This window comes from Siculibacillus lacustris, from assembly GCF_004328075.1.
In the GTDB taxonomy this organism is placed as follows: domain Bacteria; phylum Pseudomonadota; class Alphaproteobacteria; order Rhizobiales; family Ancalomicrobiaceae; genus Siculibacillus; species Siculibacillus lacustris.
The window spans coordinates 38,232-64,147 of sequence record NZ_SJFN01000004.1 but is presented as its reverse complement, the minus strand read 5'-3'; the positions used below and the strand labels follow the sequence as shown (position 1 = coordinate 64,147).

The window sequence follows — 25,916 nt, the reverse complement described above, 5'->3', positions numbered from 1 at the left end:
GGAGACAACTTCCATGAACGTCATGTCCAAGATCCGGGTCGGCGCCACGCACCTCGCGGCCCTCAAGGCGGCCCTGCCCCACGCCGTGCTCGACGAAGCCTGGCAGACCGACACCCAGCTGACCATCACGGTCAAACTGAACCAACTGCCGGAAGCCGTCGCCTATCTCTACTACCAGCGCGAAGGCTGGCTGTCGGTGGTGGTCGGCAACGACGAGCGCAAGCTCAACGGCAGCTTCGGCCTCTACTACGTCCTGTCGATGGAGGGCGAGGAGAAGGGCTACGTCGTCGTCCACGCCGCCGTGCCGGAAGGCAAGGAGGAGTTCCCGTCGGTCACGCCGAAGGTCCCGGCCTGCGTCTGGGGCGAGCGCGAAGTCCGCGACATGTTCGGCCTGAAGCCGATCGGCCTGCCCGACGAGCGCCGCTTGGTGCTGCCCGACGACTGGCCGGCCGATCTCCATCCGCTGCGCAAGGACGCCATGGACTACCGGCTGCGCCCGGACCCGGTCGGCGACGACGAGACCTACACCTTCGTCAACGATTCCAAGCAGGAGACCACGGTCATCCCGCTCGGGCCGCTGCACATCACCTCCGACGAACCCGGCCATTTCCGCCTGTTCGTCGACGGTGAGGACATCATCGACGCCGACTACCGGATGTTCTACGTCCACCGCGGCATGGAGAAGATCGCCGAGACCCGCATGGGCTACGACGAGGTCACCTTCCTCGCCGACCGCGTCTGCGGCATCTGCGGCTACGCCCATTCGGTCGCCTACACCAACTCGGTCGAGAACGCGCTGGGCATCGTCGTACCGCAACGCGCCCAGGCGATCCGCACCATCCTGCTCGAGACCGAGCGGCTGCACAGCCATCTCCTCAACCTCGGGCTGGCCTGCCACTTCGTCGGCTTCGATACCGGCTTCATGCAGTTCTTCCGGGTCCGCGAGAAGTCGATGACGCTCGCCGAAATGCTCACCGGCAGCCGCAAGACCTATGCGATCAACCTGATCGGCGGCGTGCGGCGCGACATCCTCGGCGAACAGCGGACCCGCACGCTCCAGCTCATCGGCGAGCTGCGCGTCGAGGTCGGCCGGCTCGTCGAGATGCTGCTGTCGACCGCCAACGTCGACGGCCGCGTCAAGGGCGTCGGCATCCTCGATCCGCAGATCGCCCGCGACTATTCGCCGGTCGGCCCGCTGGTCCGCGGCTCGGGCCACAAGCGCGACACCCGGGTGCTGCATCCCTTCGCCGGCTACGGACTGGTCGATCTCGGCATCAACGTCGGTGAGGGCTGTGACGTCCTCTCGCGCACCCTGGTGCGCGTCGCCGAGTTCTTCGACAGCCTGTCGATCATCGAGCAGGCGCTGGAGAACACCCCGGCCGGGCCGATCCTCACCGAGGACTTCACCTACCAGCCCTACAAGTTCGCCCTCGGCTTCACGGAGGCGCCGCGCGGCGAGGACATCCACTGGTCGATGACCGGCGACAACCAGAAGCTCTGGCGCTGGCGCTGCCGCGCCTCGACCTACGCCAACTGGCCGGTGCTGCGCTACATGCTGCGCGGCAACACGGTCTCCGACGCGCCGCTGATCGTCGCCTCGATCGACCCCTGTTACTCCTGCACCGATCGCGTGACCGTCGTCGACGTCAAGAAGGCGACACAGAAGACCGTCCCCTACAAGGAGATGGAACGCTATTGCCGCGACCGTACCGACTCGCCGCTGAAGTGAGGATGCGCGAATGTTCAAGCTCCTGAAGGAAATCTTCCGCACCGGCGAAGCCACGGTGAAGTATCCTTTCGCTCCACTGCACGTGGAGAAGGACTTCCGCGGCAAGCCGGAACACGACCCGGAACAGTGCATCGCCTGCGCCGCCTGCACCGTCGCCTGTCCGCCCAACGCCATCGCCATGGCCACCGACACCGACGCCGGCACCCGCACCTGGTCGATCGACTACGGGCGCTGCATCTTTTGCGCCCGCTGCGAGGAGGTCTGCCCGACCGACGCGATCCGTCTGTCGACCGACTTCGAACTCGCCGTGACCACCAAGGCCGACCTGACCCGTCAGGCGGTGTTCCGCCTCGCCCGGTGCGAGGCCTGCGACGAACCCTTCGCCGCCGCCAAAGAGGTCGCCTACGTCCAGGATCTGATCGACAAGACGGCACCGTCGGCGAACGAAGCCGCCCGCCGCCGCCGCAGCGTCGCGACCTGCCCGGCCTGTAAACGGGCCCGGGACGTCGCCACCGTCGCCGCGCTCCGCTTCGACCGCCAGCCGGAGGAGACCCGCTGATGTCCCGCACGCCGACCACCGACGCCTTCCGGCCGACCTCCGGCATCACCCGGATCGACACCCCCGCCGACATCGCCAGCATGAAGGGGGCGCTGCTCAAGGACATCCAACGCTCGGCCTACGTCTACCGGGTCGATTGCGGCGGCTGCAACGGTTGCGAGATCGAGATCTTCGCCGCCATCACCCCGATCTTCGACGCCGAACGCTTCGGCATCAAGGTCGTCGCCTCGCCGCGCCACGCCGACATTCTGCTGTTCACCGGCGCGGTCACCCGGGCGATGCGGATGCCGGCGGTGCGCGCCTACGAAGCCGCCCCCGACCCCAAGATCGTCGTCTCCTACGGCGCCTGCGGTTGCTCCGGCGGCATCTTCCACGACCTCTATTGCGTGTGGGGCGGCACCGACAAGATCGTGCCGGTCGACGTCTACATCCCGGGCTGCCCGCCGACCCCGGCGGCGACGATCTACGGCTTCGCCGTGGCCCTCGGCCTGCTCGGCCAGAAGCTCAAGGCCGAGACCCATGTCGAGGGCGCCGACGAGCGGGTGGCGATCGCCCACCCGAACGTCCCCTACAATCTGCGCGTCCTGATCGAACGCGAGGCCCGCCGCATGGCCGGCTATCGCCAGGGCGGCGACATCGCCGAACTTTTCCTGACCCTGCTCGGCACTGCCGGCACCGGCACGCTGTCCGAGCGGATGGCTCGCCATGCCGGCCTGGAGAACGATCCGCGCACCCTCGAGATCCTCGAGCGCCTGAAGGGCGTGGTGACCGCGGCGATGGCGGGGGCGGCCTCATGACCGGCGTGGTGTTCTACCGCCTCAACGCCAAGTTCCTCGAGCGCGCCACCGACGTGCCCGAGGACGCCCGCGAGGTGGTCTATTACTCCCTGGCGATCGGCCACCACGTCGGCGTGTTCGACTGTTTCAAGCCGGTGCTGCGCTGCTCCGCGGACTTCTACGACCGGCTGATCGCCGTGCTGCCCGAGGGCGAGGCCCGCCGCAAGTTCGAAGGGCTCCACCGCTTCGGCGAGATCACCATCGACCGCAGCCACACCGAGATGATCGGCCGGGCGATCGATACCGTCCGCGACGACCTCGACGACGAGACGGCGACCTGGCTCGGCGAGTTGTCGCAGTCGCTGGCGGCGATCGATCGCGAGCCGGCGATCTATCTGATGGCGCGGAGGCTGTCATGAGCGGCGTGGTGTTCACCGTCGGCAATGCCCTGATGGGCGACGACGGCGCCGGGCCGCTGCTGGCCGAGCGCCTGGAGAGCGAGCCGGCTCTCGATTGGGAGGCGATCGACGGCGGTTCGGCCCCCGAGAACGTCGTCCACGCGGTGCGCCGCGCCGCCCCCGACCGGGTGGTGCTGGTCGACGCCGCCGACATGGGGCTCGCCCCCGGCGAGATCCGCATCATCGACGAGACCCTCGTCGCCGCGCAGTTCCTGATCACCACCCACGCGATCCCGCTCGACGTGCTGGTCGCCTCGCTGCGCGAGACCATTCCGGAAGTGATCTTCGTCGGCATCCAGCCGGCCCGGGTCGCCTTCTGGGAGACCATGACGCCGCCGGTCCGCGCCGCGGTCGACGACCTCCACCGTCGCTTCGTCGACGGCCGCGGCCTCGCCGGCATCGCCGCCGTCGCCTGACGCGCGGCGCCCACGACCTTACCGAGGCCCCACCCGGCCGGATTCCCGGGATGGAGCCCCACCAGAACCCGATCCGGAATCCGCTTCATCAGGAGACGTCCCATGGCTGAGAAGGATGCGTCGCAAAAGTCCGAAATGTTCGGATCGGACGCCTATTCGCCCGCAGAAATTCAGGAGAAGGTCGAGAAGCTCGGCGTCAAGAAGGCGCGCATGCCGTTCCTCGCCAGCTTCATGCTGGCGGTGGTCGCCGGCGGCTCGATCGCGCTCGGCGGCATGTTCTTCGTGATCATCCTCGCCGATGCCACCCTCGGCTTCGCCTTCCAGCGCCTGTTCGGCGGCATCGTCTTCGCCCTCGGCCTCGCCCTGGTGATGATCGGCGGCGCCGAGCTGTTCACCGGCAACTGCCTGATCGTCATGGCCTGGATCAACCGCCAGATCCGCACCGGCGAAGTGCTGCGGAACTGGACGGTGATCTGGCTGGGCAACCTGGTCGGCGCCCTGGCGATGGTGGTCATGGTGTTCATGGCCCATCACACCGAGATGAACGGCGGTGCCGTCGGCGCGGCGGTGCTGAAGCTGGCGATCAGCAAGATCACCCCCGACACGGTGACGATCTTCTTCAAGGGCATTCTCTGCAACATCCTGGTCTGCCTCGGCGTGTGGCTCGCCTACGCCGGCCGCTCGGTCGCCGACAAGATGGCAGGCATGGTCCTGCCGGTCGCCGCCTTCGTCGCCGCCGGCTTCGAACACTGCGTCGCCAACATGTATTTCCTGCCGCTCGCCTACGTCCTGGTCGAAACCGGCCATGTCCCGGCCGGCCTCGACGTCTCGGCGATCACCCTCTCCGGCATCGTCCACAACCTGATCCCGGCGACGCTCGGCAACATCGTCGGCGGCGCCGGCGGGGTCGGCCTCGTCTACTGGATCATCTACCGCAAGGCTCTGGGCGGCCTGCATCCGCTGCCGAACCCGCAGGGCGAGGTCGGCCGGCGCGCCCCCGCCGAGTGACCGCCGGCGGCCGGGTCCGCCCGGCCGCTCGCGATCCCGCGAACCGACGCCCCGACGCGCCGGTTCGCGGGCCCCCATCTCCGCGTCCGCGACCTCCTCCAGTCCTGCGAGTGCCCATGTCGCATCATCGTGCCGTCGTCGCCGACCGCCCCGCCCTGGTCGATCCCTTCGGGCGCCACATCGACTATCTCCGGGTCTCGGTGACCGATCGCTGCAACTATCGCTGCACCTATTGCATGGGCGACCATCCGACCTTTCTGCCCAAGGCCGAGGTGCTCGATCTCGACGAACTCGACCGCCTGATCTCCGCCTTCGTGCGCCGCGGCATCCGCCGGGTGCGGCTGACCGGCGGCGAACCGCTCGCCCGCCGCGGCATCGTCGGTCTGGTCGCAGGCCTCGCCCGCCATCTCGACGGCGGCGGCCTCGACGAGATCACCATGACCACCAACGGCTCGCTGCTCGACCGCTTCGCCGGCGATCTCGCCGCCGCCGGCCTGCGCCGGGTCAACGTCTCGCTCGACACCCTCGATCCCGCCCGATTCGCCGACGTCACCCGCCGCGGCGACCTCGCCGAGGTGCTCGCCGGCATCGCCGCGGCGCGCGCCGCCGGGCTCGCGGTCAAGATCAACGCCGTGGTCCAGACCGGCGTCAACGACGGCGCCATCGACGATCTCCTCGCCTTCGCCCACGACGGCGGCATGGACCTCGCGCTGATCGAGACCATGCCGATCGGCCGCATCGGTGGCGACCGCGCCGCCCGCCACCTGACCCTCGATCGGGTCCGCGCCGACCTCGAGCGGCGCTTCACGCTGATCGACCTGCCGGAGCGCAGCGGCGGCCCGGCGCGCTACGTCCGGGTCCGCGAGACCGGCGGCCGCATCGCCTTCATCACCCCGCTCAGCCACGGCTTCTGCGGCGAGTGCAACCGCGTCCGCATCACCTGCGACGGCCGCCTGACGCTGTGCCTCGGCCGCGAATCCGCGGTCGACCTGCGCGCCGTGTTGCGGGGAAGCGAAGGCGACGCGGCGCTTTCCGCGGCGATCGACGCGGCGATCGCCCGCAAGCCCCAGGGCCACGACTTCGCCCATGCGCCCTTCGCCGCGGTCGCCCGCGGCATGAACCTCACCGGCGGCTGAGCCGCCGCTCCCCACGACGGGACACGAAGACGGCGCCGGAGCGGAAGCTCGGGCGCCGTTCGGATTCGGGAGCGATGGTCGTGCGGGCCGAGCGGCGTCAGGCCGCCGGCGTCTCGGGAGCGATGCGCTCGCCGCCGGCATAGACCGTGAAGCGGCCTTCGCGGGCGAAGCCGACCAGGGTCACGCCGACCTTCTCGGCGAGCTCGATCGCCAGCGAGGTCGGCGCCGACACCGCGGCGATCAGCGGGATCCCGGCGACTGCGGTCTTGTGGACCATTTCGTAGGAACAGCGGCTCGACACCAGGACGAAGCCGTCGCCGCGCCCCACGTCGTCGTCGATCACCGCGCCGATCAGCTTGTCGAGCGCATTGTGCCGGCCGATGTCCTCGCGCAGCGCGCGGATCGATCCGTCGGCCCCGACGAAGGCGGCGCCGTGCACCGCCCCGACCTGGGCGTTGATCGTCTGATGCGCCGGCATGTCGGCGATCGCCTTCCGCAGCGCCGCGGGGCCGACGGTGAAGCGCGACGCGACCCGCGCCACCGGCCGCAGGGCCTCGGCGAAGGTGTCGACGCCGCACAGGCCGCAGCCGCTGCGCCCGGCGAGACTGCGTCGCCGGGCGGCGAGCGCCAGCGCCCAATAGTCGTCGATGGTCACGCGCAGTTCGATGCCGCGGTCGACCGCCCGCACCTCGATCGCCCGTATGTCGGCGGCCGCGCCGACCACCGCCTCGGTCACCGAGAAGCCGCGGGCGAAATCCTCGAGATCGGCGGGGGTCGCCAGCATCACCGCGAAGGATTGGCCGTTGTAGATCAGCGCCACCGGCACTTCCGCGGCGATCGCTTCGGCGCGCTGCGCCACCCCGCCCGCGGTGATCCGCCGAGCCCCGAGCGAACGGATCGCCTCCGGGGTCGGCAGCGGAACGGACGGCGAGGACGAGGGTTCGGTCACGGCGGTTCTCCGAGGGGCGGGCGATCCGCCGGCTCATCCATGCCGAGATTTGCCGAAAGATGCAATCAGTATAAACGCCGGACCAACCAAAATCAGAGCGTATTTATCGACCGCTTCTATAATAGTATTATCGTATCGACCGATCGATTTTGATTATCACCCGAGCCGCCGGCCCGTCTCGGCCGGCAACCCGCCGTCGCGATGCCGTGAACCGTGTCGCGCAGGTCCCGTCGTACGGTCCGGAGCGGCCGCAACGACGGCGAAGACGACACGTGTTGCCGGACGCCCGCTCCTATCGTACGAATCGAGGGTCCGGCCGCTCGGGAATTCGACGCCGTCCCGCACCGAACACCCTGACCTCCCCTCCCGCAAGAAGGATCGCACCCATGAAGATCTCCGCCCGCAACGCGCTGCCCGGCACCATCGTCGCCATCAAGAAGGGCGCCACCACCGCCCACGTCACCCTCGACGTCGCCGGCATCAAGATCACCGCTTCGATCACCAACGAAGCGGTCGACGACCTCGGCCTAGTGGTCGGCGGCACCGCCACCGCCATCGTCAAGGCCTCCGACGTGCTGATCGCCGTCGCCTGATCGGCCGCGGGCTCGCGCGCGTCGCGGGCCCGCCGTCACCCGGCCGGCGCATCGACGGCCGAGCCCCGCGCCGCCCCCCGGCGCGCGCCGCGGCCCGACCGCGCCGATGGCGCGAAGCCGCACCTCCCCCGCCCCTCCGTCGTGCAGCGACCGCCAAGCAACCCTGATACCGTTTCCAGGTCACGCCGAGCGACGGCGCTTCGTTTTTGCCCGAGCGCTGTATATTTGCGCTACAGGATGCTCTGTCCTTCGGCTAGAGTGACCCCGAGATTTCGTCGCGACGGGTCGTATCGACGCGACCTTCGTCACGTGGACACGCAGCGGCTGCGGTGATCTTCGGGTCCCCGTCTGTGGCGACCAGAAAGGGCCGGGCATGAGATTTTCCGCACGCAACATTCTGTCCGGCACGATCCTGAAAGTCACCCGCGGCGCCACCACCGCCCATGTCGTGGTCGAGGTCGCCCCCGGGCGGATCCTCACCGCGTCGATCACCACCGAGGCCGTCGACGATCTCGACCTGCGGGTCGGCATGGCGGTCGCCGCGGTGATCAAGGCCTCCGACGTGATGATCGCCATCGACTGACCGCCGTCCCCCGGGGCGCCGTGCGCGCGCCCCGCGATCCCACCGAGGAGAGTGCTCTGATGTTCGCCGCCGCTCCGCTCCGCCGTCTCGCCGCCCTGGCGCTCGCCACCGGCCTCGCCCTGGCCGTCCCGACCGCCCCGGTCGCCGCCGAGACCGCCGGCCCGACCGTCTTCGCCGCAGCCAGCATGAAGACCGCCCTCGACGAGATCGACGCCCTCTACACCAAAGCGACCGGCAAGTCGGTCACCGTGTCCTATGCCGCGTCGTCGGCGCTCGCCAAGCAGATCGAGCAGGGCGCGCCCGCCGACCTGTTCGTCTCCGCCGACATCCCGTGGATGGACTATGTCGCGGCGAAGGGTCTGATCCGGCCGGAGACCCGCGTCGATCTGCTCGGCAACGCCCTGGTGCTGATCGCCCCCCTGTCGCAGCCCGAGACCCTCACCCTCGCCCCCGGCGCACCGCTCGCCGCCAAGATCGGCGACGGCAAGCTCGCCACCGGCGACATCGCCTCGGTACCGGTCGGCAAATACGCCAAGGCGGCGCTGGAGAAGCTCGGATTGTGGGCCGAAGTCCAGCCGAAGATCGCCGGCACCGACAACGTCCGCGCCGCCCTGTCGCTGGTCGCCCGCGGCGAGGCCCGCTACGGCATCGTCTATGCGACCGACGCCAAGTCCGAGCCCAAGGTCACGGTGGTCGGCACCTTCCCGACGGACAGCCATCCGCCGATCGTCTATCCGGTGGCGATCACCAAGGACTCGACCAGCCCCGACGCCGCCGCTTATCTCGCCTTCCTCAAAGGGCCGGAAGCCGCCAAGATCTTCGTCGACCAAGGCTTCACGATTCTGAAGCCGTGAGGCGGAGGCGAATTCGGCGTGTTTTCTCCCGAAGAATGGACGGCGATCGGTCTGTCGCTGAAGGTCGGCACGATCGCCACCCTCGGTGCGCTGCCCCTCGCCGTCGCCGTCGCCTGGCTCCTGGCGCGCGGCCGTTTCCCCGGCAAGGCGCTGATCGACGGCTTGGTGCATCTGCCGCTGGTGCTGCCGCCGGTGGTCACCGGCTATGCCCTGCTGATCCTGTTCGGCCGGCGCGGCGTGTTCGGCGCGGCGCTCGCCGAACATTTCGGCATCGTCTTCTCCTTCCGCTGGACCGGCGCGGCGCTGGCCGCCGGGGTCATGGGCTTCCCGCTGATGGTCCGGGCGATCCGTCTGTCCTTCGAGGCGATCGACGACCGCATCGAACAGGCCGCCGCCACCCTCGGCGCGCCGCCCCTGTGGGTCTTCGCCACCGTCTCCCTGCCGCTCGCCGCGCGCGGCATCGTCGCCGGCGCGGTGCTGGCCTTCGCCAAGGCGCTCGGCGAATTCGGCGCGACCATCACCTTCGTCTCCAACATCCCCGGCCAGACCCAGACCATCCCCGCGGCGATCTACAGCTACACCCAGACCCCCGGCGGCGATCTCGGCGCGCTCAAACTGTCGCTGGTCGCCGCCGCCATCGCCTTCGCCGCGCTGATCCTGTCGGAATTGTCGGTGCGCCGGGCCGGGCGCGACGGAGGCCGGCGATGATCGACGTGCGGGTCGAGCTGGCGCGCAACGCCTTCCGCCTCGACGTGGCCTTCGCCGGCGACGGCGGCGTCACCGCCCTGTTCGGGCCCTCGGGCTGCGGCAAGACCACGGTGATCCGCCTCGTCGCCGGGCTCGAGCGCCCGGACCGCGGCCGCATCGTCCTCGGCGACCGGGTGCTGGTCGACACCGAGCGCGGTGTCTTCGTGCCGCCCCACCGCCGCCGCATCGGGCTCGTCTTCCAGGACGCGCAGCTGTTCCCCCATCTCCGCGTCGCCACCAACCTCGCCTACGGCCGCTTCTTCACGAGACCGGCCGACCGCGCCGTATCGCGCGACGCCGTGGTCCAGGTGCTCGGCATCGACCACCTGCTCGGCCGTTTCCCGGCGACCCTGTCGGGCGGCGAGAAACAGCGGGTGGCGATCGGCCGGGCGCTCCTGATGTCGCCCGACCTGCTGCTGATGGACGAGCCGCTGGCCTCCCTCGACGAGGAGCGCAAGCGCGAGATCCTGCCCTTCGTCGAGCGCCTGCGCGACGAATTCGCGATTCCGATCCTCTACGTCAGCCATGCCGTCGAAGAGGTCGTCCGCCTCGCCTCGACCGTGGTGCGCCTCGACGCCGGCCACGTCGCGGCGATCGGCGGCGCCGCCGAGGTGCTCGCCCCGACCACCCTGGCCCATGCCGGCGATCGCTTCGGCGCCGTCTCGGTGCTGTCGGGCAAGGTCGCCGCGCTCGATCCTGCCCATGGCGTCTCGACCATCGCGCATGCCGCCGGCTCGATCGTCGTGCCGCGGCTGATGGCCTCGGTCGGCATGACCGTGCGCGTCGTCGTCCACGCCACCGACGTGGCGCTCGGCCGCCTCCCCGACGGCGCGACCAGTGTGCGCACCACGCTCGCCGGCCGCATCGCCGCGATCACCAGCGACGTCGACGGCCCCTTCGCCCTGGTCGCCCTCGACCTCGCCGGCGGCGAGCGGCTCTACGCCTACTTGACCCGCCTCGCCGTCGACGCGATGCAATTGGCGGTCGGCCAATCGGTCACCGCCCTGGTCAAGGCGGTGTCGATCGACGAACGCGGCGTCGCCGGCGTCCCCCGCGCGTGAAGGAACCGCCATGGTCGATCTCGACCTGAACCGCAGCGAACTCGAGGCTCTGCTCGCCGAGGACGCCCCTTGGGGCGACCTCACCACCGCCGGCCTGGGGCTCGGCCACCGCCCGGCCCGCATCGACTTCTTCGCCCGCGCCGACCTGGTGGTCGCCGGCATCCGCATCGCCCGCGGCCTCGTCGAGGTCGCCGGTGGCGACGCCGAGGTCCTGGTCGCCGACGGCGATCCGGTGCCGCGCGGCACGCCGCTGCTGTCCGCCCGCGGCCCCGCCGGCGCGCTGCATCGCGCCTGGAAACAGGCCCAGACGACCCTCGAGATCCTCTCCGGCATCGCCTCGGCGGCCCATGCGCTGGTCGAAGCGGCGGCCCGCGGCGGCCGCGTCGTGCCGGTCGCCTGTACCCGCAAGACGCTCGCCGGCGCCCGCCGCCTGCAGATCGGGGCGATCGTCGCCGGCGGCTGCATCCCCCATCGCCTCGGCCTGTCGGAGACGGTGCTGGTGTTCGAGGAACACCGCCGCTTCCTGCCCGACGTACCGCTCGCCGAGATGGCCGCGCGATTGCGCCGGGTCGCGCCGGAGAAGAAGCTGGTGATCGAAGTGGCGAGCCCGGAAGAGGCGGCGAGCGCCGCGGCCGCCGGGTTCGACGTGATCCAACTGGAAAAGTTCGCCCCGGCCGAGATCGCCCGCACGGTGGCGCTCCTCGCCGATCGCCATCCCCGCCCGGTTCTCGCCGCGGCCGGCGGCATCGGTCCCGACAACGCCGCCGCCCACGTCGCCGCCGGCGCCGACATGATCGTCACGTCGTGGCCCTACGGCGCCCGTCCCCGCGACGTCCAGGTGCGGCTGACGCCGGACGATTGATCGAGGCCCGGCTCGCGCCGGACCCGCGATCGATGTCGGTCCGGCGCCCGGGCGGCGACGCCTCAGCGCGCCGTGGTCACCGCGAAGCCCCACTTGCCGAGCACCGCCTGGCCGGACTCCGACAGCAGGAACAGCGCGAAACGATCGGCGTCGCGCGGCGCGCCCTTCAGCACCACCAGCCCATAGTCGGCGGTCTGGGCCAGCGCCGGCGGCAACTCGACCAGGGTCAGCGCCACACCGGCATCGGCCGCCGCCTTGCCGGTGGTGCAATAGGCCACGAACAGATCGGCCCGGCCGGTCTCGAACATGTAGGGTACGGCGCTCTTGCCGGCCGGGATCTTCTCCGAAGTCGGCCCGCCGACCAGTTGCCGCGCCTTGGCCTTCAGCGCCGCTTCCGCGCCCGGCCGCAGGCTCTCGGCCCGCTCGAACATCGCCCAGGCGTAGTCGCCGGCCGGATCGGCCTTGGGCGTCGACGTGCCGAGCCGCAGCTGCGGATCGAGCGCCTTGTCGAGGAGATTGTCGGCGGTCAGGCCGACCGCCGGCGGCGCCATCGCGCAGAGCCGATTGCCGGTGAAGCGGATCACCCCCTCGGCGCGGCCCTCGGCGACCAACCGGCGCGGATGCCCCATGTCGGCCGAGGCCAGGAGATGGGCGCCCTCGCCCGCCTCGATCCGCTCGCGCATCAGGCCGGACGGCCCGAAGGCGGCCTTCACCGCGACCCCGGTCGCCGCGGTGAAGGTCGCGGCCACCTCGCCGAAGGCGCCGCTGAGACTGCCGGCGGCATAGAGCACCACGTCTTCGGCCCGGGCCGGAGCGGCGAACACGGCGGCGAGTGCCAGGGTGGCGAACAGACGTTTCATGGAGAGGGTCCTCATCGGGGGGAAACACGAGGGGGGGCGGCGGCGTCGCCGGCGATCGCCGCCAGTTCGGGCCGGCGCGACAGGGCCGCGGCGGCTTCCCAGACGTCGGCGAGCGTCTCGCAGGGCCGTTGCACCAGCGTCGCCACCACCCGCGCCGGGCGGCCGTCGAGGACCATCAGCCGGTCGGCGAGCCGCACCGCTTCGGGCAGATCGTGGGTGACGAACAGCGCCGCGACGCCGGTCTCGGTGACCAGCCCGCGGGTGATCGCCTGGAGATCGCGGCGCAGGGCGAGATCGAGCGCCGCGAAGGGCTCGTCGAGCAACACCAAGTCGGGCTCGATCACGAAGGCCCGGGCCACCGCCACCCGCGCCCGCATGCCGCCGGAGAGCGCCGCCGGGCGCTTGGCGAGATCGCGCGGAGACAGCCCCAGCCGCGCCAGCCACGGCGCCGCCCGCGCACGCGCCGCCGCCCGGCCGAGCCCCAGCGCCGACAGCGACAGCGCGACGTTGTCGAGCGCGCTCGCCCAGGGCAGCAGCCGCGGCTCCTGGAACACCATCGCCACCCGCCGCGCCTCGCGCCTCACCCGTCCGCCGCTCGGCGCCGTCAATCCCCCGGCGAGCCGCAACACCGTCGACTTGCCGACCCCCGAACGGCCGACCAGCACCACCAACTCGCCGGCCGCGACCGCGAGATCGACGCCGCCCAACACCGGTTCGCCCTCGGCCCCCCAGGTCACCCCGTCGAAGCTCAGCCTCATCGCCGCTCTCCGTCGTCGGTGCCGTCGCGCGTCGCCGGCGTCGCCGGATCGATCCGCCGCCGCAGCGGCCCGAACAGCACGGCGTCGATGGTCAGCAGCACCGCCACCACCAGGACGATCCAGGCCATCGCCTCGGCGAGGTCGAGATGGGCCCGCGCCGTCGCGAAGCGGCCGCCGACGCCGCTGCCGTCGCCGAGCACTTCCGCGGTCAGCGCCACTTTCCAGGCCATGGCGAAGGCGCTCGACAGCGCCGGCGCCACCTGCACCGCCAGTTCCGGCAGCGTCAGGCGGAAGAACCGCGTCGCCCGCGGCAGGCGGAACACCGTGGCCATTTCGATCAGCGCCGGATCGCGGGCCCGCACGCCGGCGAGCGTCGCGGCGAAGAGCAGCGGCGCCGTGGCGATCGCCACCGTGAACAGCGGCGCCGCCGGTCCGGTGCCGAACCACAGGAAGGCCAGCACGATCCAGGCGACCGGCGGCACCCCGAGGATCGCCGTGACGGCCGGCGCAAGCGCCGCCCCGAGCGGCCGCACCGCCCCGCCGGCGAGCCCCAGCGCCAACCCGACCGCCGCCCCGGCGACCGCCCCGCCGACCGCATGCAGGCAGGTCAGCGCCAGCCCCGCGAGCGCCGAGCCGTCGGCGATCACCCGGATCAGCGCCGTCCCGGTGTCGGCGAGCGACGGCAGCACGAAGGGACCGGCGGTGGTGTGGATCAGGCTCCAGCCGGCCGCCAGGCCCGCCAAGCCCAAGGTCCCCCACAGCCGATCGCCGCCGGTCCGCTCGGCCATCTCACAGGTCCAGGTAGAAGTCGTCGGGCGGCAGGCGTCCGCTGAGCGCCGCCGGGTCGAGCTCCAGCAGGGTGGTGTAGAAGTCGATCAGCTCGTCCTTGGCCGCCCGCGCCGAGACGACGTCGATCTTGAACTTCGGCAGCGCCTTCTCGAACACCATCGGTCGCATCTCGAGGCTGCGCTCGGCGCGCCGCGCCGCCGCCGCCGGATCGGCCAGCACCCGGTCCTTGGCCGGGCCGAGCCCGGCCCGCAGCGCCGCGATCAGTTCCGGCGCCTCGTCGAGGAGGCCAGCGTGCAGCGCCAGCCCGACCATCGGAATGCGCGGCTGGGCCTTGTGGCGACCCCAGACCTCGGTCAGATCGAAGGCCCGGCGCAAGATCCGTCCTTGTGTCCCGGCCATCACGATCGCCGCGGTCGCCGGCGGTTCGGACAGGATCGCCGTCGAGGCCCGCCCCGCGGCCAAGAGCTGCGCCCCTTCCATCGGCGTCTGGACGTAGGTCAGGGTCATGTCGGTGTCGGGGTTCATCCCCTCCATCTTGGCGATGGCGCGGAAGATCAGATCGGGCATGTCGTTGCGGAAGAAACCGAGCACCGGCTTGCCGGCGAGATCGGCGAAGCTGCGGATGGTCTCGTCGGCGGTGACCACCGACAGATGGCCCATGCCGAGCAGACACAAGAGCTTCAGCGGCATCCCCCGCGCCGCCAGATTGGCCGGGACGTGGGTCGGCGTCGAGAACAGCTTGGTCCGGCCGGAGACGATTCCGGCGCGCAGATCGTCGGTGGTCCGCCACAGCCGGAAGGTGGCGCCCGGGGCGGCGGCGGCGAGCGCCCCCGATTCGATCAGATCGACCAGCACGATGGTCGAGCCGTTGGGCGCGCCGAGGATCTCGAGGCCCGGCATCGGCGCGGCCCGGGCGACGCCGGCGACTGGACCGCCGAGCGCCAGTGCGCCGGAACCGAGGAGAAAGGCGCGACGATCGAGACGTGACGGCATGGCAGACCCTCCGAGCTTCCGGCCGGACGGCGCGACGACGAATCATCGAACGTTCGGCATTCGGTTTACACATCGATCGGCGAAGAAAGTACCGTGCCGCTGTCCGTTCGTCGATGGCGATCCGATCGATCCGTTTCGACGCCCTTCCGGTGATAGACGACCTTCCGAACGAAGGATAGACGACGTCTTCGTCGCAGGCGCGCGTTCCCACGACGAAACCCTGTCGCGAACCCGACGTCCGACGGCGGCCTTCGACCTCAGTCGACCGCGAGAATGACGTGATCGGCATCGAAGGTCGCGGCGATCTCGCCACCCTCGGCGAGGCCGAGATCCTCGGCGTCGTGGCGCGGCACCACCGCGATCATCGTCTTGCCGGCGCCGATGTCGAGATGGATCTCGCTGTTCAACTCCGCGTCGACCCGCCGTTTGACGAGGCCGCGGAACAGGTTGCGCCGATGGCGTTCGGCCGCGGCGAGCGGCACCAGATGGACGAAGGACGACTTGACCAGCGCCAGCACCCGCCGTCCCGGCACCAGGCCGAGGTCCTCGGCCGCGGCATTGGTGACGATCGCCAGGATCGCCGCGTGGTCGGAGACCTTCAGCGTTACTTCGACGTCGACCGGCCAGCGGCGGACCGCGACCACTTCGGTCTGGAACACGTTGCGCGCCGAGATCTTGATCCCGACCGTCAGCGCATCCTCGAGCCCGTCGAGCCCGTCCTCGGCGATCGTCGCCGAGATCTCGGTGAGACGCGCCTCCAGCCGGTGGAAGGTGGCGATCAGCCGCCGCCCCTCGGGCGTCACCTCGGCGCCGCCGCCGACCCGGCCGCCGGCCTTGGTCACGAAGGCCGGGGTCGGCAGGAGATTGTTGATCGCGTCGACCGCCTCCCAGGCGGTCTTGTAACTGAAGCCGGTGGCCTTGGCGGCCTTGGTGATGCTGCCGTGTTCGGCCACCGCCTCGAGCAGGCGGATACGCTCCCGCCCCGCCAGCAGGCGGCCGCCGCTGCGCAGCGCCAGGAAGGCATCGATCTTGTCGGTCATGGAAAGGGCATCCGTCGCCGTTGCCGGTCGACACTAGAACAGCCGAGCCGCCGTCGAAAGGGTCGGGCCTTGCCGATCGCCCCCCCGATACGGCACCGCCGCCCGTCTTCGCCAGACGCGCGGCGGCGGGGCGGGAGGCGAGGCGCCTCCCACGATCGTCCGAGACGATCAGTCGTAGAGCAGCGCCGCGATCTTCGGGTCGTCGATGTTGGACTTGTCGAACCAGTAGAAGCCGGTGTCGATGACCTTGTCGAACTTCTCGCCCTTGATCGCCTTGACCGCGGCTTCGACCGTCTTGTAGCCGATGCCGACCGGGTTCTGGGTGATCGCGCCGGCCATTTCGCCGGAGCGGATCGCCGCCTTCTGCTGCTTGCCGGAATCGTAGCCGATCACCACGATCTTGCGCTTGAGTTCCTTGGCGCCGTTGAGCACGCCGATCGCCGAACCCTCGTTGGCTCCGAAGATGCCCTTGAGGTTGGGATTGGCCTGAAGGATCGACTTGGTGATCTCGGTCGACTTGAGCTGGTCGCCGGCACCGTACTGGATCGAAACGATCTTGATCTTGGGGTACTTGGCCTTGATCTGGTTGACGAAACCGTCACGGCGATCGATGCCGGTGCGGCTGGTCTGGTCGTGGACGACCAGGGCCACGTCGCCTTCGCCGCCGATCAGCGAGGCCATCTTGTCGGCCGCCAGCCCCGCGGCGAGCGCATTGTTGGTGGCGGCGGTGGCCAGCGGGATGTCGCTGTCGACGCCGGAGTCGAAGGCGATCACCGGGATCTTGGCCGCCTGGGCCTTCTTCAGGAGCGGGATCGCCGCCTGGCTGTCGAGCGCCGCGAAGCCGATCGCCGCCGGGTTCTTGGCCAGCGCCGCGGCGAGCATGTCGATCTGCTTGTCGACCATGGCTTCGGTCTCGGGGCCTTCGAACGTCACCTTGACGTTGAGGTCCTTGGCCGCCTGTTCGGCGCCGGACTTCACCGCCTGCCAGAACTGATGCTGGAAGCCCTTGGAGATCAGCGGGATGTAGGTGTCGGCGGCGAACACCGGCGCCGAGAGACCGACCGCCGTGCCGAGCGCGACGACGGCGGCGAGATGCCTGAGCTTGAACATCGGACGTTCCTCATTCTTGAAATTGTTGGAAACCGCTTCTGTCGAACGGATTGTGGTCGTCGGACGAGGTCCTCCCTCTCGTGGTCGATGGACGCGATCGCTCAGGTCTTCCGCCGCCGCATGATGTCGGCGTAGACCGCGAGGATGATGATGACGCCGGTCACCACCGTCTGCCACTCCTGCGCCACCGACAGGATGCGCAGACCGTTGGTCAGGACGCTGATGATGAACGAGCCGATGATCGTGCCGAGTACCGTGCCGCGACCGCCGCTGAGCGAGGTACCGCCGATCACCACCGCGGCGATGGCGTCGAGTTCGTAGCCCTGGCCGAGCGCCGGTTGCGCCGAATTGAGCCGCGAGGCGATCAGCAGCCCGGCGATGCCGCAGATCGCGCCGCTCACCGCATAGATCACGATCTTCCAGAAGTCGGTGTCGACGCCGGACAGCCGCACCGCCTCTTCGTTGCTGCCGAGCGCGAAGATGTAGCGCCCGAGCACCGTCGAGCGCAGCACCACCGACGCCGCCACCGCCACCACGAACAGGATCAGCACCGCATTGGGGATCGGCAGCGACGGCACGAGATAGCCGATCAGCGAATCCTGGGCGATCACCGGGAAGTCCGGCGTGTCGTTGAAATAGATCGGCTTGGTGCCGGAGATCACCAGCGACAGGCCCTTGAGCAGCATCATCATGCCGAGCGTCGCGATGAACGGCGGCACTTCCATCTTGGCGATCAGGAAGCCCGAGGTGGCGCCGCACAGCGCCCCGCAGATCAGCGCCGCGGCGACGCCGACGCCGATCGGATAGCCCCAATAGGTCAGGAACACCCCGGCGATGACCGCGCAGAAGGTCATCAGCGTGCCGACCGACAGGTCGATGCCGCCGGTGATGATCACATAGGTCGAGGCGACGGCGAGGACGCCGTTGACCGCGGTGGCCTGCAGGATACCGATCAGGTTGTCGGTCTGCAGGAAGTTCGGTGAGGCGATGCCGAAGCCGGCGACCAGCACGATCAGGCTGGCGAAGGCGAGCAACAACTGGCCTGCGGCCGAATCGAACAGCGCGGCGCGCAGGCTGCGGAGGCTCACGTCATTCGTTTGCGACAGGTCCGTGCTCATCCCCGTGCGCCCCTCCTCGGGCCGTGCCGGTCGCCACGTGTGTCCGTGTCGCCAGCTTCATGATCGTTTCTTGGGTGGCTTCGGCGGCGGTCAGTTCGCCGGAAATGCGGCCCTCGCACATCACCAGGATGCGATGGCTCATGCGCAGGATCTCCGGCAGTTCCGAGGAGATCATGATGATCGCCCGGCCCTGATCGGCGAGACTCTGCAACAATTTGTAGATCTCCGCCTTGGCGCCCACGTCGATGCCGCGGGTCGGCTCGTCGAAGAACAGGATGTCGCTGTCGCGGGCCAGCCATTTGGCGATCACCAGCTTCTGCTGGTTGCCGCCCGACAGCAGTTTGGCGACCTGGGCGGTCGACGGCGTCTTGATGGTCAGCGACTTGACGTAACGCGCCGCCAGCGCCTTGAGCGACGGGAAGTCGAGGAACCCCCAGGCGCGGCGATGACGCATCACGCTGGCCAGCGAGATGTTGGCCTCGACGTCCATCGCGGTGACCAGCCCGAAACGTTTGCGGTCCTCCGAGAGATAGGCGATGCCGGCCCTGACCGCGTCCGCCGGCGAATGGATCTTGAGTTTCGCCCCGCGCACCCAGATCTCGCCGGTGTCGATCGGATCGGCGCCGAACACCGCCCGCGCCACTTCCGTCCGCCCCGCCCCCATCAGCCCGGCGAAGCCGAGGATCTCGCCGCGCCGCACCGAGAAGGAGATGTCCCGCAGCGCCCGGCCGCGCGACAGGCCGACCACCCGCAGCGCCTCGTCGCCCTGGATCTCGGGGACTTTCGGCGGCTCGGCATGGGCCAACTCGCGCCCGACCATCAGCGAGATGATCGTCTCGACCGGGGTCGACTGGGCCGGCAGGGTGGCGATGGTCTCGCCGTCGCGCATCACCGTCACCCGGTCGGCGATCCGCTTCAGCTCGTCCATCTTGTGCGAAATGTAGACGATGCCGACGCCGTGCGCCTTGAGATCGCGGATGATCACGAACAGGTCGTCGATCTCGGCGGTGTTCAGCGCCGCGGTCGGCTCGTCCATGATCAGCACGCGCGAATGGAACGACAGCGCCTTGGCGATCTCGACGATCTGCTGCTTGGCGACGGTGAGGTCGCCGACCAGGGTCTTGGGATCGATCGTCACGTTCATCCGGCGGAACAGCGCCGCCGCGTCGAAGTTGAGCTTGCCCTCGTCGAGGAAGCCGAAGCGCCGGCGCGGTTCGCGGCCGATGAAGATGTTCTGCGCCGCGGTCAGATGGTTCATCAGGTTGAGTTCCTGATGGATGATGCCGATCCCCAGCGCCTGCGCCGCCTTCGGCCCGGCGATGGTCACCGGCGCGCCATCGACCAGGACCTCGCCGGAATCCCAGGAATAGATGCCCGCCAGCATCTTCATCAGCGTCGACTTGCCGGCCCCGTTCTCGCCCATCAGGGCGTGGACCTCGCCGGCCTCCAGCGTGAAGCTCGCAGACCGCAGCGCCTTGACGCCGGGAAAGCTCTTGTCGAGGTTGCGAACTTCGATCAGCGCGGTCATGCGACGCCTCGTCGGTTCCGGGGTCCGCGTCGCGTCTCGAGGCCGTCCGACCGGATCGACCGGATCGACCGGTCATCCGGTGAGACGCCTACGCGGGATTCCGCACGTCCTCTATAGCAATCTTCGTGAGAAGCGGCGAGACGCCCCGGCGCCGATCTTCGCTCGCGATCGACCCTATCGACGAAAGTCTTCCGCCCGGCCGTCGCCCCGGTCCGGGCGCCGGCACCGGCGCCCGGACACCTCGGCGAGCCCGCGATTTTCCTTGCCGGCGGCGGGACTTGGTGCCAGCTTGCGAGCGCCGGGCGCGGCCCGGAGCGAGCCTCGCGGCGCCGTCGGTGCCGGGGCGTTTTCGCGTCGCGCCGCCGGACGGGAGGTCGTGCCCCACGACCGCCGCGCCCGCTCGGCCGATGCCCGCACGCCCCCCCGCCCCCAGGAGCTCCCCATGTCCGCCTTCGCCCGCTTCGCCTTCGCGCTGGCCGCCGCCGTCGTCGTCGCCGTTCCGGGGGCCGGCGGGCCGGGACCGGTCCTGGCCCAGGAGGCGCCGGCGGCCCGGCCGACCCGCCTCGACGAGATCCTCGCCCGCGGCGTGCTCAAGGTCGGCACCACCGGCGACTACCGCCCCTTCACCTCGCTCGACAAGGCCACCGGGCGGTTCGAGGGCTACGACATCGACGTCGCCGAGGCACTCGGCGCCGCCCTCGGGGTCAAGGTCGAGTTCGTGGCGACCTCCTGGCCGAAGCTGATGGACGACTTCGTCGCCGACCGCTTCGACATCGCCATGGGCGGTGTGTCGATCACCTTGCCGCGCCAGAAGAAGGGCTTCTTCTCGATCCCGATCATGCGCGAGGGCAAGACGCCGATCGCCCGCTGCGGCGAGGTCGCCAAGTTCCAGACCATCGCCGACCTCGACAAGCCGACCACCCACGTGGTGGTCAATCCCGGCGGCACCAACGAAGCCTTCGCCAAGGCCAACCTGCCGCACGCCGATCTGCGGGTGCACCCCGACAACACCACGATCTTCGAGGAAGTCGCCGCCGGCCGCGCCGACGTGATGGTCACCGATACCTCCGAGACGCTCTATCAGCAGAAGCTGCATCCCGGCGTGCTGTGCTCGGTCCATCCCGACAAGCCCTTCGACTTCGCCGAGAAGGCCTATTGGCTGCAGCGCGACGTCGCCCTCAAGGCCTTCGTCGATCAGTTCCTGCACATCTCCGCCGAGACCGGCCGCACCCGGGCGATCGCCGCCAAATATTTCGACTGATCCGGCCGACCGGCGGCGCCGTCGCGGGCGCCGCTCACGCCGTCTCGGCGAAACGGCGGAGCTCCTCGACCCGGGCGATCGACACCTTCTCGCGCTCGACCTCGACGCCGATCTCGCGCAACTTGGCGAGGCCGCGCGAGAAGCTCTCGGGCGTCATCCCGAGGCGGCCGGCGATCAAGGTCTTCTCGTAGGGAAACACCACCTCCGCCGGCCCCTCGCCGACCGTCGCGAGATCCGCCAGGAATCCGGCGACGCGGCGGGTCGCCGGGCGGCTCTTCAGCGCCTCGAGTTCGCCGACCATCACCCGGAGATGCGCCGAGGCCGAGGCCAGCATGCGGAAGGCGAGGTCCGGATCGGCGAACAGCCGGGCCCGCAGCCGATCGGCATCGAGGGCGAGGATGCGCGCGTCCGAGGCCGCCTCGGCGCTGGCATGGGCCGGCCGGCCGAGCAGCGCCGCCGCCTCGCCGAAGCTCTCGCCGGGCCCGGCCACCGCCACCACCGTGTCGACGCCGTCCTCGCTGGCCCGGTAGAGCCGCACCCAGCCCGACACCACCAGATGGATCCGGTCGAGCGGGTCGCCCTGGAGAAACAGCACCTGACCCTTGGCATGGACGCGCGGCCGGCGGTCGCCGACGAGTTGCGCCACCGTCGCCGGATCGAGCTTGCGGAACAGCGGGTTGCGCGACACGACGTCGAGATCCGCCGCCGTCGTCGCCGTCCGTTCGGTCATGTCGATCCCTCCCGCGCCACCGCTCAGGCCCCCTCGCCGCTGCGGGCATAGCCGTCGAGCCGGTCGAGATCGGCGATGGTCACCGCGTCGCGACTGACCTTGACGCCGGCCTCGCGCAAGGTGACCAGCGCCCGCGAGAAGCTCTCCGGGGTCATGCCGAGACGGCGGGCGATCAGCGCCTTGTCGTAGGGCAGCTTGAGGGCGAGCCGCCCGGCGACGTCGCGCCCGAAGGTCCGCCGCGCCAGATCGACCACGAAGTCGGCGACCCGCTGCGGCGCCGACAGCGCCTTGATCGCCTCCACGTGCTCGCTGAGCACTTCGGTGTGATGGGCGATCGAGGCGAGGAGCGCGATCGCCACCCGCCCGTCGGCGCGGATCGCCGTGCGCAGCGTCGCGGCTTCGATCCGCAACAGCCGCACGTCGCTGACCGCCTCGCCGGTGACCGGATAGCGCCCGCCCATGAACATCACCGCTTCGGCGAAGCTCTCGCCGGCGGTCATCACCGCCACCACCGCCTCGCCGCCGTCCGGTTGGCGGCGGTAGAGCTTGACCCAGCCCTCGAGGATCACGTGGAACGCGTCGGCCGGCGCGCCCTGGGTCATGATCGTCGACCCGCGCGGCAGCGGCAGCGGCCGTGCCCCGCCGAGGATCGCCGCACAGACGTCGGCATCGACGTGGCGGAACAGCGCCACTTCGCGCAGGCGCGCCAGATCCGCCGGATCGAGATCCGGCCGGTCGCGGGACGGCGAATTCACCAGGGCGGCTCCGTCTGCGAGGACCACGGGAGGCCGGGCGCCGATCGCGATCGGCCCCGTCGGTCCTCCTTATAGCCCAGCGCCGCGCCGATGCCATCGGCTCGGATCGCGCCGCCCGCCCGCGGACCGCCGGCGGCGGATCACTTGGCCGGAGCGGCCGCCGCGGTCTCGCTCGCCAGGGTCTTCAGCATCGCCTCGTAGGCGTCGCGGCCGCCCTGGGGCAGGCGATGGGCGATGCCCTGGTGACAGTCGATGCAGGTCTTGCCGGTGTCCACGGCGAGCTGGTGCTGCTTGGCTGCCCGCGTCTCCTGTTTGGTGAAGTCCATCGAATCGAAGGCGTGGCAGTTGCGGCATTCGCGACTGTCGGTGGTCTTCATCCGCCGCCATTCGTGGCTGGCCAGTTCGATGCGGCGGTCGACGAACTTCTCGCGGGTCCAGATCGAGCCGGTGACGAAATGGCCCCACAGTTCCTGGCTCGCCTGGATCTTGCGCACCAGCTTGTACTGCCACTCCTTGGGCACGTGGCAGTCCGGACAGGTCGCCCGCACCCCCGAATGATTCTGGAAATGCGGCGACGACGTGTATTCCGCATACACGTTGTCCTTCATCTCGTGGCAGCTGATGCAGAACTGTTCGTTGTTGGTCATCTCAAGGGCCCAGTGGAACCCGCCCCAGAAGACGATGCCGACGAAGAAGCCGGCGGCCACCAGCACGCCGAGGGCGATGCTGCCGGACGGCGACCAGACGAAGCGCCAGAGCCGCCTGAGGAGGCCGGGCCGGACGGAGGGAGGCGCGAGAGATTCGGTCATGACGGGAGCTCCGGACGTCGAGGCCGCGCGGGGGGTCGACCCCCGCGGCGCCCCCTCACCTGACGGATTGCGACGGCTTGAAGGTGTTCTCGACCAGGTCCTTGGCCTCCGCCTGCGGCACGTGGCAGGCGTTGCAGAACCACCGCGTGCCGGCGACCGTGTCGGTCTGGCGTCCGTCGCGATCGAGATAATGGGTCATCGACAGGGTCGGCGCGCCGTTCTTGGCGGCGTTCGACCAGTCGTGGCAGCCCAGGCACTGATTGGCCTTGAGGTCGATCTGGTAGCGATCGATCTGGTGCGGGATCAGCGGCGGCTGCAGCCGATAGGCCCGATCGAAGCGGCCGTGCACGTCCTGGCGGGCCGGGTCGGGGGGCGTCAGATCGACCTGGGGGTCGGCGTTGCGCAGCGACCGCACCTCGGCCGCCGTGGGACCGGCGGTCGAACCGATCGCGAAGGTCAGCACGGCGACCCCGAGCGCCGCGGCGAACATGAGGAACCTCATGGTGTCTCTCCCGAACTGTGTGACCGGGCGGCGGATCCCGCCGGGGTCGTGGAGGCGTCGAAACGATGGGTGAAGCGGAAGACCCCGGCCGGACAGACGTCGACGCAGCGCCCGCACGAGCTGCAGTCGCGCCCGAGGATCACCGGGCTCGCGCCCTTGGCCGCGCCCTCGAGCGCCGGCGCGATCACCTGCGGCTCGGGGCAGGCGGCGTAACAATCCATGCAGTGATCGCAGTCGGCGCGCCCCGCCGCCGACACCCGGACCAGCGAGCGAGCCCCGATCAGCCCGTAGAAGGCGCCGACCGGGCAGAGGTGCGAGCACCAGCCTCGCCGGGCGACGACGAGGTCGAACAGGAACACCGCCGCCACCAGGGTCAGCGCCCCGGTCGAGCCGAACACCACGGCGCGGAAGGCGAAGCTGATCGGATTGACCAGTTCCCAGGCGATCGTGCCGGTCACCGCCGACACGGCGAGGATCATCGCCAGCACCCACAGCCGGGTCTGCGGCCGCGGCTGCCAGCCCTTGGCCTGGAGCCCGAGGCGTTCGCGGCACCAATGGGCGAGATCGGTGACCGGATCGATCGGACAGACCCAGGCGCAATAGGCCCGCCCCGACACCAGCGCATAGAAAGCCAGCACGATCGCCCCGCCGGTCAGCGCCAGAGTCTCCGGCCGATGGCCGGCGACCAGGCTCTGGGCGAGCATCAGCGGATCGGTGAGCGGCACCACGCCGAAGGTCATCGAGGCGGCGAGCGTGCCCTTGGCGATCCACACGCCGAACAGTGGACCGGTGAGGAACAGCGCCAGCGCCGTCGCCTGCGACAGGCGGCGCAGAATGAGGAAGCGGTGGCGCGCCCAGAATCCACGGCTCGGCCGCCCGGCCCGATCGGCCCGGCGGGTGGCGTGGTCGCGGCGCGCGACGGCGGCGAGCCCGGTCATGGCCGTGGTCCTTTCAGGATCGGCGGCGCATCGGGCACGCCCGAGGGCGGCGTGACGTCGCCGGGCGCCCGGTCGGGCAGATCGACGACGCCGTCGAGCAGCGGGCCGTTGTGCTTCTGGTACTCTTCCCAGCCGAGGCGGTAGTGGGCGCCGGGCACGCCGCGCGCCACCCGCAGCGGCAGGACCTTGATCGCCGATTCCTCCAGCACGCAGGACTTCTCGCATTTGCCGCAACCGGTGCAGTCGGTGGCATGCACGGTCGGGCGGAAGATCGCGTGTTTGCGGGTGCGCGGGTTCGATTCGATCTCGAGGGTGATCGCCTTGTCGATCACCGGGCAGTCGCGATAGCAGACGTCGCAGCGCAGCCCCAGGAAGTTCAGGCAGTGCTCCTCGTCGACCAGCACCGCCGTGCCCATCTTGGCCCGGTCGATGTCGACCAGCCCGTGGTCGAGAGCCCCGGTCGGACAGGCCTTGACGCAGGGAATGTCCTCGCACATCTCGCAAGGGATCTTGCGCGCCGTGAAGAAGGGCGTGCCCGCGGCGACCCGATCGCCGAGATCGGCGAGGCGCAGCGTCTGGTAGGGACAGGCGCGCACGCACAGACCGCAGCGCACGCAGGCCGCCAGGAAGGCCCGTTCGTCGGCGAGCGCCCCGGGCGGCCGCAGCGCCTGGGTCGGCATCGCCTCCGCCGAGCGCTCGTGCGCCCCGAGCAGCGCCCCGACCACCCCGACGCCGACGACCGAGCGCGCGACGGTCTCGAGGACCTTTCGGCGCTGCGGGCTGAGGAGCCCTTCGGTGGGCGTGGGGGTGATGGGCATGGGGGACTCGGTTGGCGGTTGGGATCGAGTTTGTGTGACGTCTTCGGCGTTCGACGATCGGCGCCGTGCCCCCCCTCTCTGTCTCTCCCCCTCCAGGGGGGGAGAGGAGGCTGGGGAGAGGGCCGTCGCACCACGGAGGCAGCCGTCGCGCGGAGCGCTCGATGTCCGAAGGGGAT

General features: G+C 70.3%; 29 protein-coding genes. 14 read left to right on the top strand and 15 right to left on the bottom strand.

Translation table 11 applies throughout. From position 1 onward, the window contains the following. Positions 1 to 13: 13 nt before the first annotated feature. The 7 genes from EYW49_RS03850 to moaA all read left to right on the top strand — a co-directional run bounded on the left by EYW49_RS03850 (position 14) and on the right by moaA (position 6,082). Positions 14 to 1,729 (top strand): hydrogenase large subunit, encoded by a 1,716-nt coding sequence (locus EYW49_RS03850; RefSeq protein ID WP_131306386.1) that lies wholly within the window; start codon positions 14 to 16, stop codon positions 1,727 to 1,729. 10 nt (positions 1,730 to 1,739) lie between these two features. Further along, complete coding sequence (locus EYW49_RS03845) at positions 1,740 to 2,288, top strand: formate hydrogenlyase complex iron-sulfur subunit (protein WP_131306384.1); 549 nt, start codon at positions 1,740 to 1,742, stop codon at positions 2,286 to 2,288. Further along, the gene (locus tag EYW49_RS03840; protein ID WP_131306383.1) at positions 2,288 to 3,085 is read left to right on the top strand and encodes an NADH-quinone oxidoreductase subunit B family protein; all 798 of its coding nucleotides are present in this window, start codon (positions 2,288 to 2,290) and stop codon (positions 3,083 to 3,085) included. The genes EYW49_RS03845 and EYW49_RS03840 overlap by 1 nt, the downstream gene beginning before the upstream one ends. Then, positions 3,082 to 3,483, top strand: a complete 402-nt coding sequence (locus tag EYW49_RS03835; RefSeq protein ID WP_131306381.1) for a formate hydrogenlyase maturation HycH family protein — start codon at positions 3,082 to 3,084, stop codon at positions 3,481 to 3,483. Before EYW49_RS03840 ends, EYW49_RS03835 begins: the two co-directional genes overlap by 4 nt. Beyond that, positions 3,480 to 3,938, top strand: coding sequence for a hydrogenase maturation peptidase HycI (hycI, locus tag EYW49_RS03830; RefSeq protein WP_131306379.1), 459 nt, complete (start codon positions 3,480 to 3,482; stop codon positions 3,936 to 3,938). The genes EYW49_RS03835 and hycI overlap by 4 nt, the downstream gene beginning before the upstream one ends. Positions 3,939 to 4,040: 102 nt before the next feature. Beyond that, on the top strand, positions 4,041 to 4,946 hold the full coding sequence (locus EYW49_RS03825; protein ID WP_131306377.1) for a formate/nitrite transporter family protein: 906 nt from the start codon (positions 4,041 to 4,043) through the stop codon (positions 4,944 to 4,946). A 116-nt stretch (positions 4,947 to 5,062) separates the two neighbouring features. Next, positions 5,063 to 6,082: a GTP 3',8-cyclase MoaA gene (gene moaA, locus EYW49_RS03820; protein ID WP_131306375.1), complete on the top strand. Its 1,020-nt coding sequence runs from the start codon at positions 5,063 to 5,065 to the stop codon at positions 6,080 to 6,082. 97 nt (positions 6,083 to 6,179) lie between these two features. Here moaA and fdhD read toward each other — a convergent pair whose 3' ends face one another. Then, positions 6,180 to 7,031 carry a formate dehydrogenase accessory sulfurtransferase FdhD gene (gene fdhD, locus EYW49_RS03815; RefSeq protein ID WP_131306373.1) on the bottom strand — a complete coding sequence of 284 codons (852 nt, stop codon included), beginning with the start codon at positions 7,029 to 7,031 and terminating at the stop codon, positions 6,180 to 6,182. A 386-nt stretch (positions 7,032 to 7,417) separates the two neighbouring features. On the opposite strand from fdhD, the gene EYW49_RS03810 reads away from it, so the two are divergent. The 6 genes from EYW49_RS03810 (at position 7,418) to modD (ending at position 11,731) form a co-directional block, all read left to right on the top strand. Next, positions 7,418 to 7,624, top strand: a complete 207-nt coding sequence (locus EYW49_RS03810) for a TOBE domain-containing protein (RefSeq protein WP_131306370.1) — start codon at positions 7,418 to 7,420, stop codon at positions 7,622 to 7,624. A gap of 373 nt (positions 7,625 to 7,997) precedes the next feature. Beyond that, the gene (locus tag EYW49_RS03805) at positions 7,998 to 8,207 is read left to right on the top strand and encodes a TOBE domain-containing protein (protein ID WP_131306368.1); all 210 of its coding nucleotides are present in this window, start codon (positions 7,998 to 8,000) and stop codon (positions 8,205 to 8,207) included. Positions 8,208 to 8,266: 59 nt separating this feature from the next. Continuing rightward, on the top strand, positions 8,267 to 9,061 hold the full coding sequence (gene modA, locus EYW49_RS03800) for a molybdate ABC transporter substrate-binding protein (RefSeq protein ID WP_131306366.1): 795 nt from the start codon (positions 8,267 to 8,269) through the stop codon (positions 9,059 to 9,061). A gap of 18 nt (positions 9,062 to 9,079) precedes the next feature. Continuing rightward, positions 9,080 to 9,769, top strand: a complete 690-nt coding sequence (gene modB, locus EYW49_RS03795) for a molybdate ABC transporter permease subunit (protein ID WP_131306365.1) — start codon at positions 9,080 to 9,082, stop codon at positions 9,767 to 9,769. Next, positions 9,766 to 10,869: a molybdenum ABC transporter ATP-binding protein gene (gene modC, locus EYW49_RS03790; protein WP_131306363.1), complete on the top strand. Its 1,104-nt coding sequence runs from the start codon at positions 9,766 to 9,768 to the stop codon at positions 10,867 to 10,869. Before modB ends, modC begins: the two co-directional genes overlap by 4 nt. Before the next feature lie 10 nt (positions 10,870 to 10,879). After that, a complete protein-coding gene (gene modD / locus EYW49_RS03785; protein ID WP_131306361.1) occupies positions 10,880 to 11,731 on the top strand; it encodes a ModD protein in 852 nt (283 codons plus the stop codon). A 62-nt stretch (positions 11,732 to 11,793) separates the two neighbouring features. Here modD and EYW49_RS03780 read toward each other — a convergent pair whose 3' ends face one another. From EYW49_RS03780 to EYW49_RS03745, 8 genes are all read right to left on the bottom strand, one after another. After that, positions 11,794 to 12,591: a molybdate ABC transporter substrate-binding protein gene (locus tag EYW49_RS03780; RefSeq protein ID WP_131306359.1), complete on the bottom strand. Its 798-nt coding sequence runs from the start codon at positions 12,589 to 12,591 to the stop codon at positions 11,794 to 11,796. An 11-nt stretch (positions 12,592 to 12,602) separates the two neighbouring features. Further along, on the bottom strand, positions 12,603 to 13,349 hold the full coding sequence (locus EYW49_RS03775) for an ABC transporter ATP-binding protein (RefSeq protein ID WP_131306357.1): 747 nt from the start codon (positions 13,347 to 13,349) through the stop codon (positions 12,603 to 12,605). Next, positions 13,346 to 14,137: an ABC transporter permease gene (locus tag EYW49_RS03770; protein ID WP_131306355.1), complete on the bottom strand. Its 792-nt coding sequence runs from the start codon at positions 14,135 to 14,137 to the stop codon at positions 13,346 to 13,348. The genes EYW49_RS03775 and EYW49_RS03770 overlap by 4 nt, the downstream gene beginning before the upstream one ends. A 1-nt stretch (position 14,138) precedes the next feature. Further along, a complete protein-coding gene (locus tag EYW49_RS03765; protein WP_131306353.1) occupies positions 14,139 to 15,131 on the bottom strand; it encodes an ABC transporter substrate-binding protein in 993 nt (330 codons plus the stop codon). 257 nt (positions 15,132 to 15,388) lie between these two features. Then, the gene (locus tag EYW49_RS03760; RefSeq protein ID WP_131306351.1) at positions 15,389 to 16,171 is read right to left on the bottom strand and encodes a TOBE domain-containing protein; all 783 of its coding nucleotides are present in this window, start codon (positions 16,169 to 16,171) and stop codon (positions 15,389 to 15,391) included. A gap of 168 nt (positions 16,172 to 16,339) precedes the next feature. Then, positions 16,340 to 17,281: an ABC transporter substrate-binding protein gene (locus EYW49_RS03755; protein WP_131306349.1), complete on the bottom strand. Its 942-nt coding sequence runs from the start codon at positions 17,279 to 17,281 to the stop codon at positions 16,340 to 16,342. 101 nt (positions 17,282 to 17,382) lie between these two features. Next, positions 17,383 to 18,369 carry an ABC transporter permease gene (locus EYW49_RS03750; RefSeq protein ID WP_228259462.1) on the bottom strand — a complete coding sequence of 329 codons (987 nt, stop codon included), beginning with the start codon at positions 18,367 to 18,369 and terminating at the stop codon, positions 17,383 to 17,385. A gap of 1 nt (position 18,370) precedes the next feature. After that, positions 18,371 to 19,927, bottom strand: a complete 1,557-nt coding sequence (locus EYW49_RS03745) for a sugar ABC transporter ATP-binding protein (protein WP_131306345.1) — start codon at positions 19,925 to 19,927, stop codon at positions 18,371 to 18,373. Positions 19,928 to 20,369: 442 nt separating this feature from the next. On the opposite strand from EYW49_RS03745, the gene EYW49_RS03740 reads away from it, so the two are divergent. Next, a complete protein-coding gene (locus EYW49_RS03740) occupies positions 20,370 to 21,188 on the top strand; it encodes a transporter substrate-binding domain-containing protein (protein WP_131306343.1) in 819 nt (272 codons plus the stop codon). A gap of 34 nt (positions 21,189 to 21,222) precedes the next feature. On the opposite strand, the gene EYW49_RS03735 is transcribed toward EYW49_RS03740, so the two are convergent. From EYW49_RS03735 to napG, 6 genes are all read right to left on the bottom strand, one after another. Then, positions 21,223 to 21,918 carry a Crp/Fnr family transcriptional regulator gene (locus EYW49_RS03735; protein WP_131306341.1) on the bottom strand — a complete coding sequence of 232 codons (696 nt, stop codon included), beginning with the start codon at positions 21,916 to 21,918 and terminating at the stop codon, positions 21,223 to 21,225. A gap of 23 nt (positions 21,919 to 21,941) precedes the next feature. Then, positions 21,942 to 22,673, bottom strand: coding sequence for a Crp/Fnr family transcriptional regulator (locus EYW49_RS03730; RefSeq protein WP_131306339.1), 732 nt, complete (start codon positions 22,671 to 22,673; stop codon positions 21,942 to 21,944). A gap of 140 nt (positions 22,674 to 22,813) precedes the next feature. After that, complete coding sequence (locus tag EYW49_RS03725) at positions 22,814 to 23,482, bottom strand: NapC/NirT family cytochrome c (RefSeq protein WP_131306337.1); 669 nt, start codon at positions 23,480 to 23,482, stop codon at positions 22,814 to 22,816. 55 nt (positions 23,483 to 23,537) lie between these two features. Beyond that, the gene (locus tag EYW49_RS03720; protein ID WP_131306335.1) at positions 23,538 to 23,984 is read right to left on the bottom strand and encodes a nitrate reductase cytochrome c-type subunit; all 447 of its coding nucleotides are present in this window, start codon (positions 23,982 to 23,984) and stop codon (positions 23,538 to 23,540) included. Beyond that, entirely contained in the window at positions 23,981 to 24,922 is a 942-nt protein-coding gene (gene napH / locus EYW49_RS03715) for a quinol dehydrogenase ferredoxin subunit NapH (RefSeq protein WP_131306333.1), read from the bottom strand. The genes EYW49_RS03720 and napH overlap by 4 nt, the downstream gene beginning before the upstream one ends. Then, positions 24,919 to 25,740, bottom strand: coding sequence for a ferredoxin-type protein NapG (gene napG / locus EYW49_RS03710; protein ID WP_131306331.1), 822 nt, complete (start codon positions 25,738 to 25,740; stop codon positions 24,919 to 24,921). Before napG ends, napH begins: the two co-directional genes overlap by 4 nt. Positions 25,741 to 25,916: the final 176 nt, after the last annotated feature.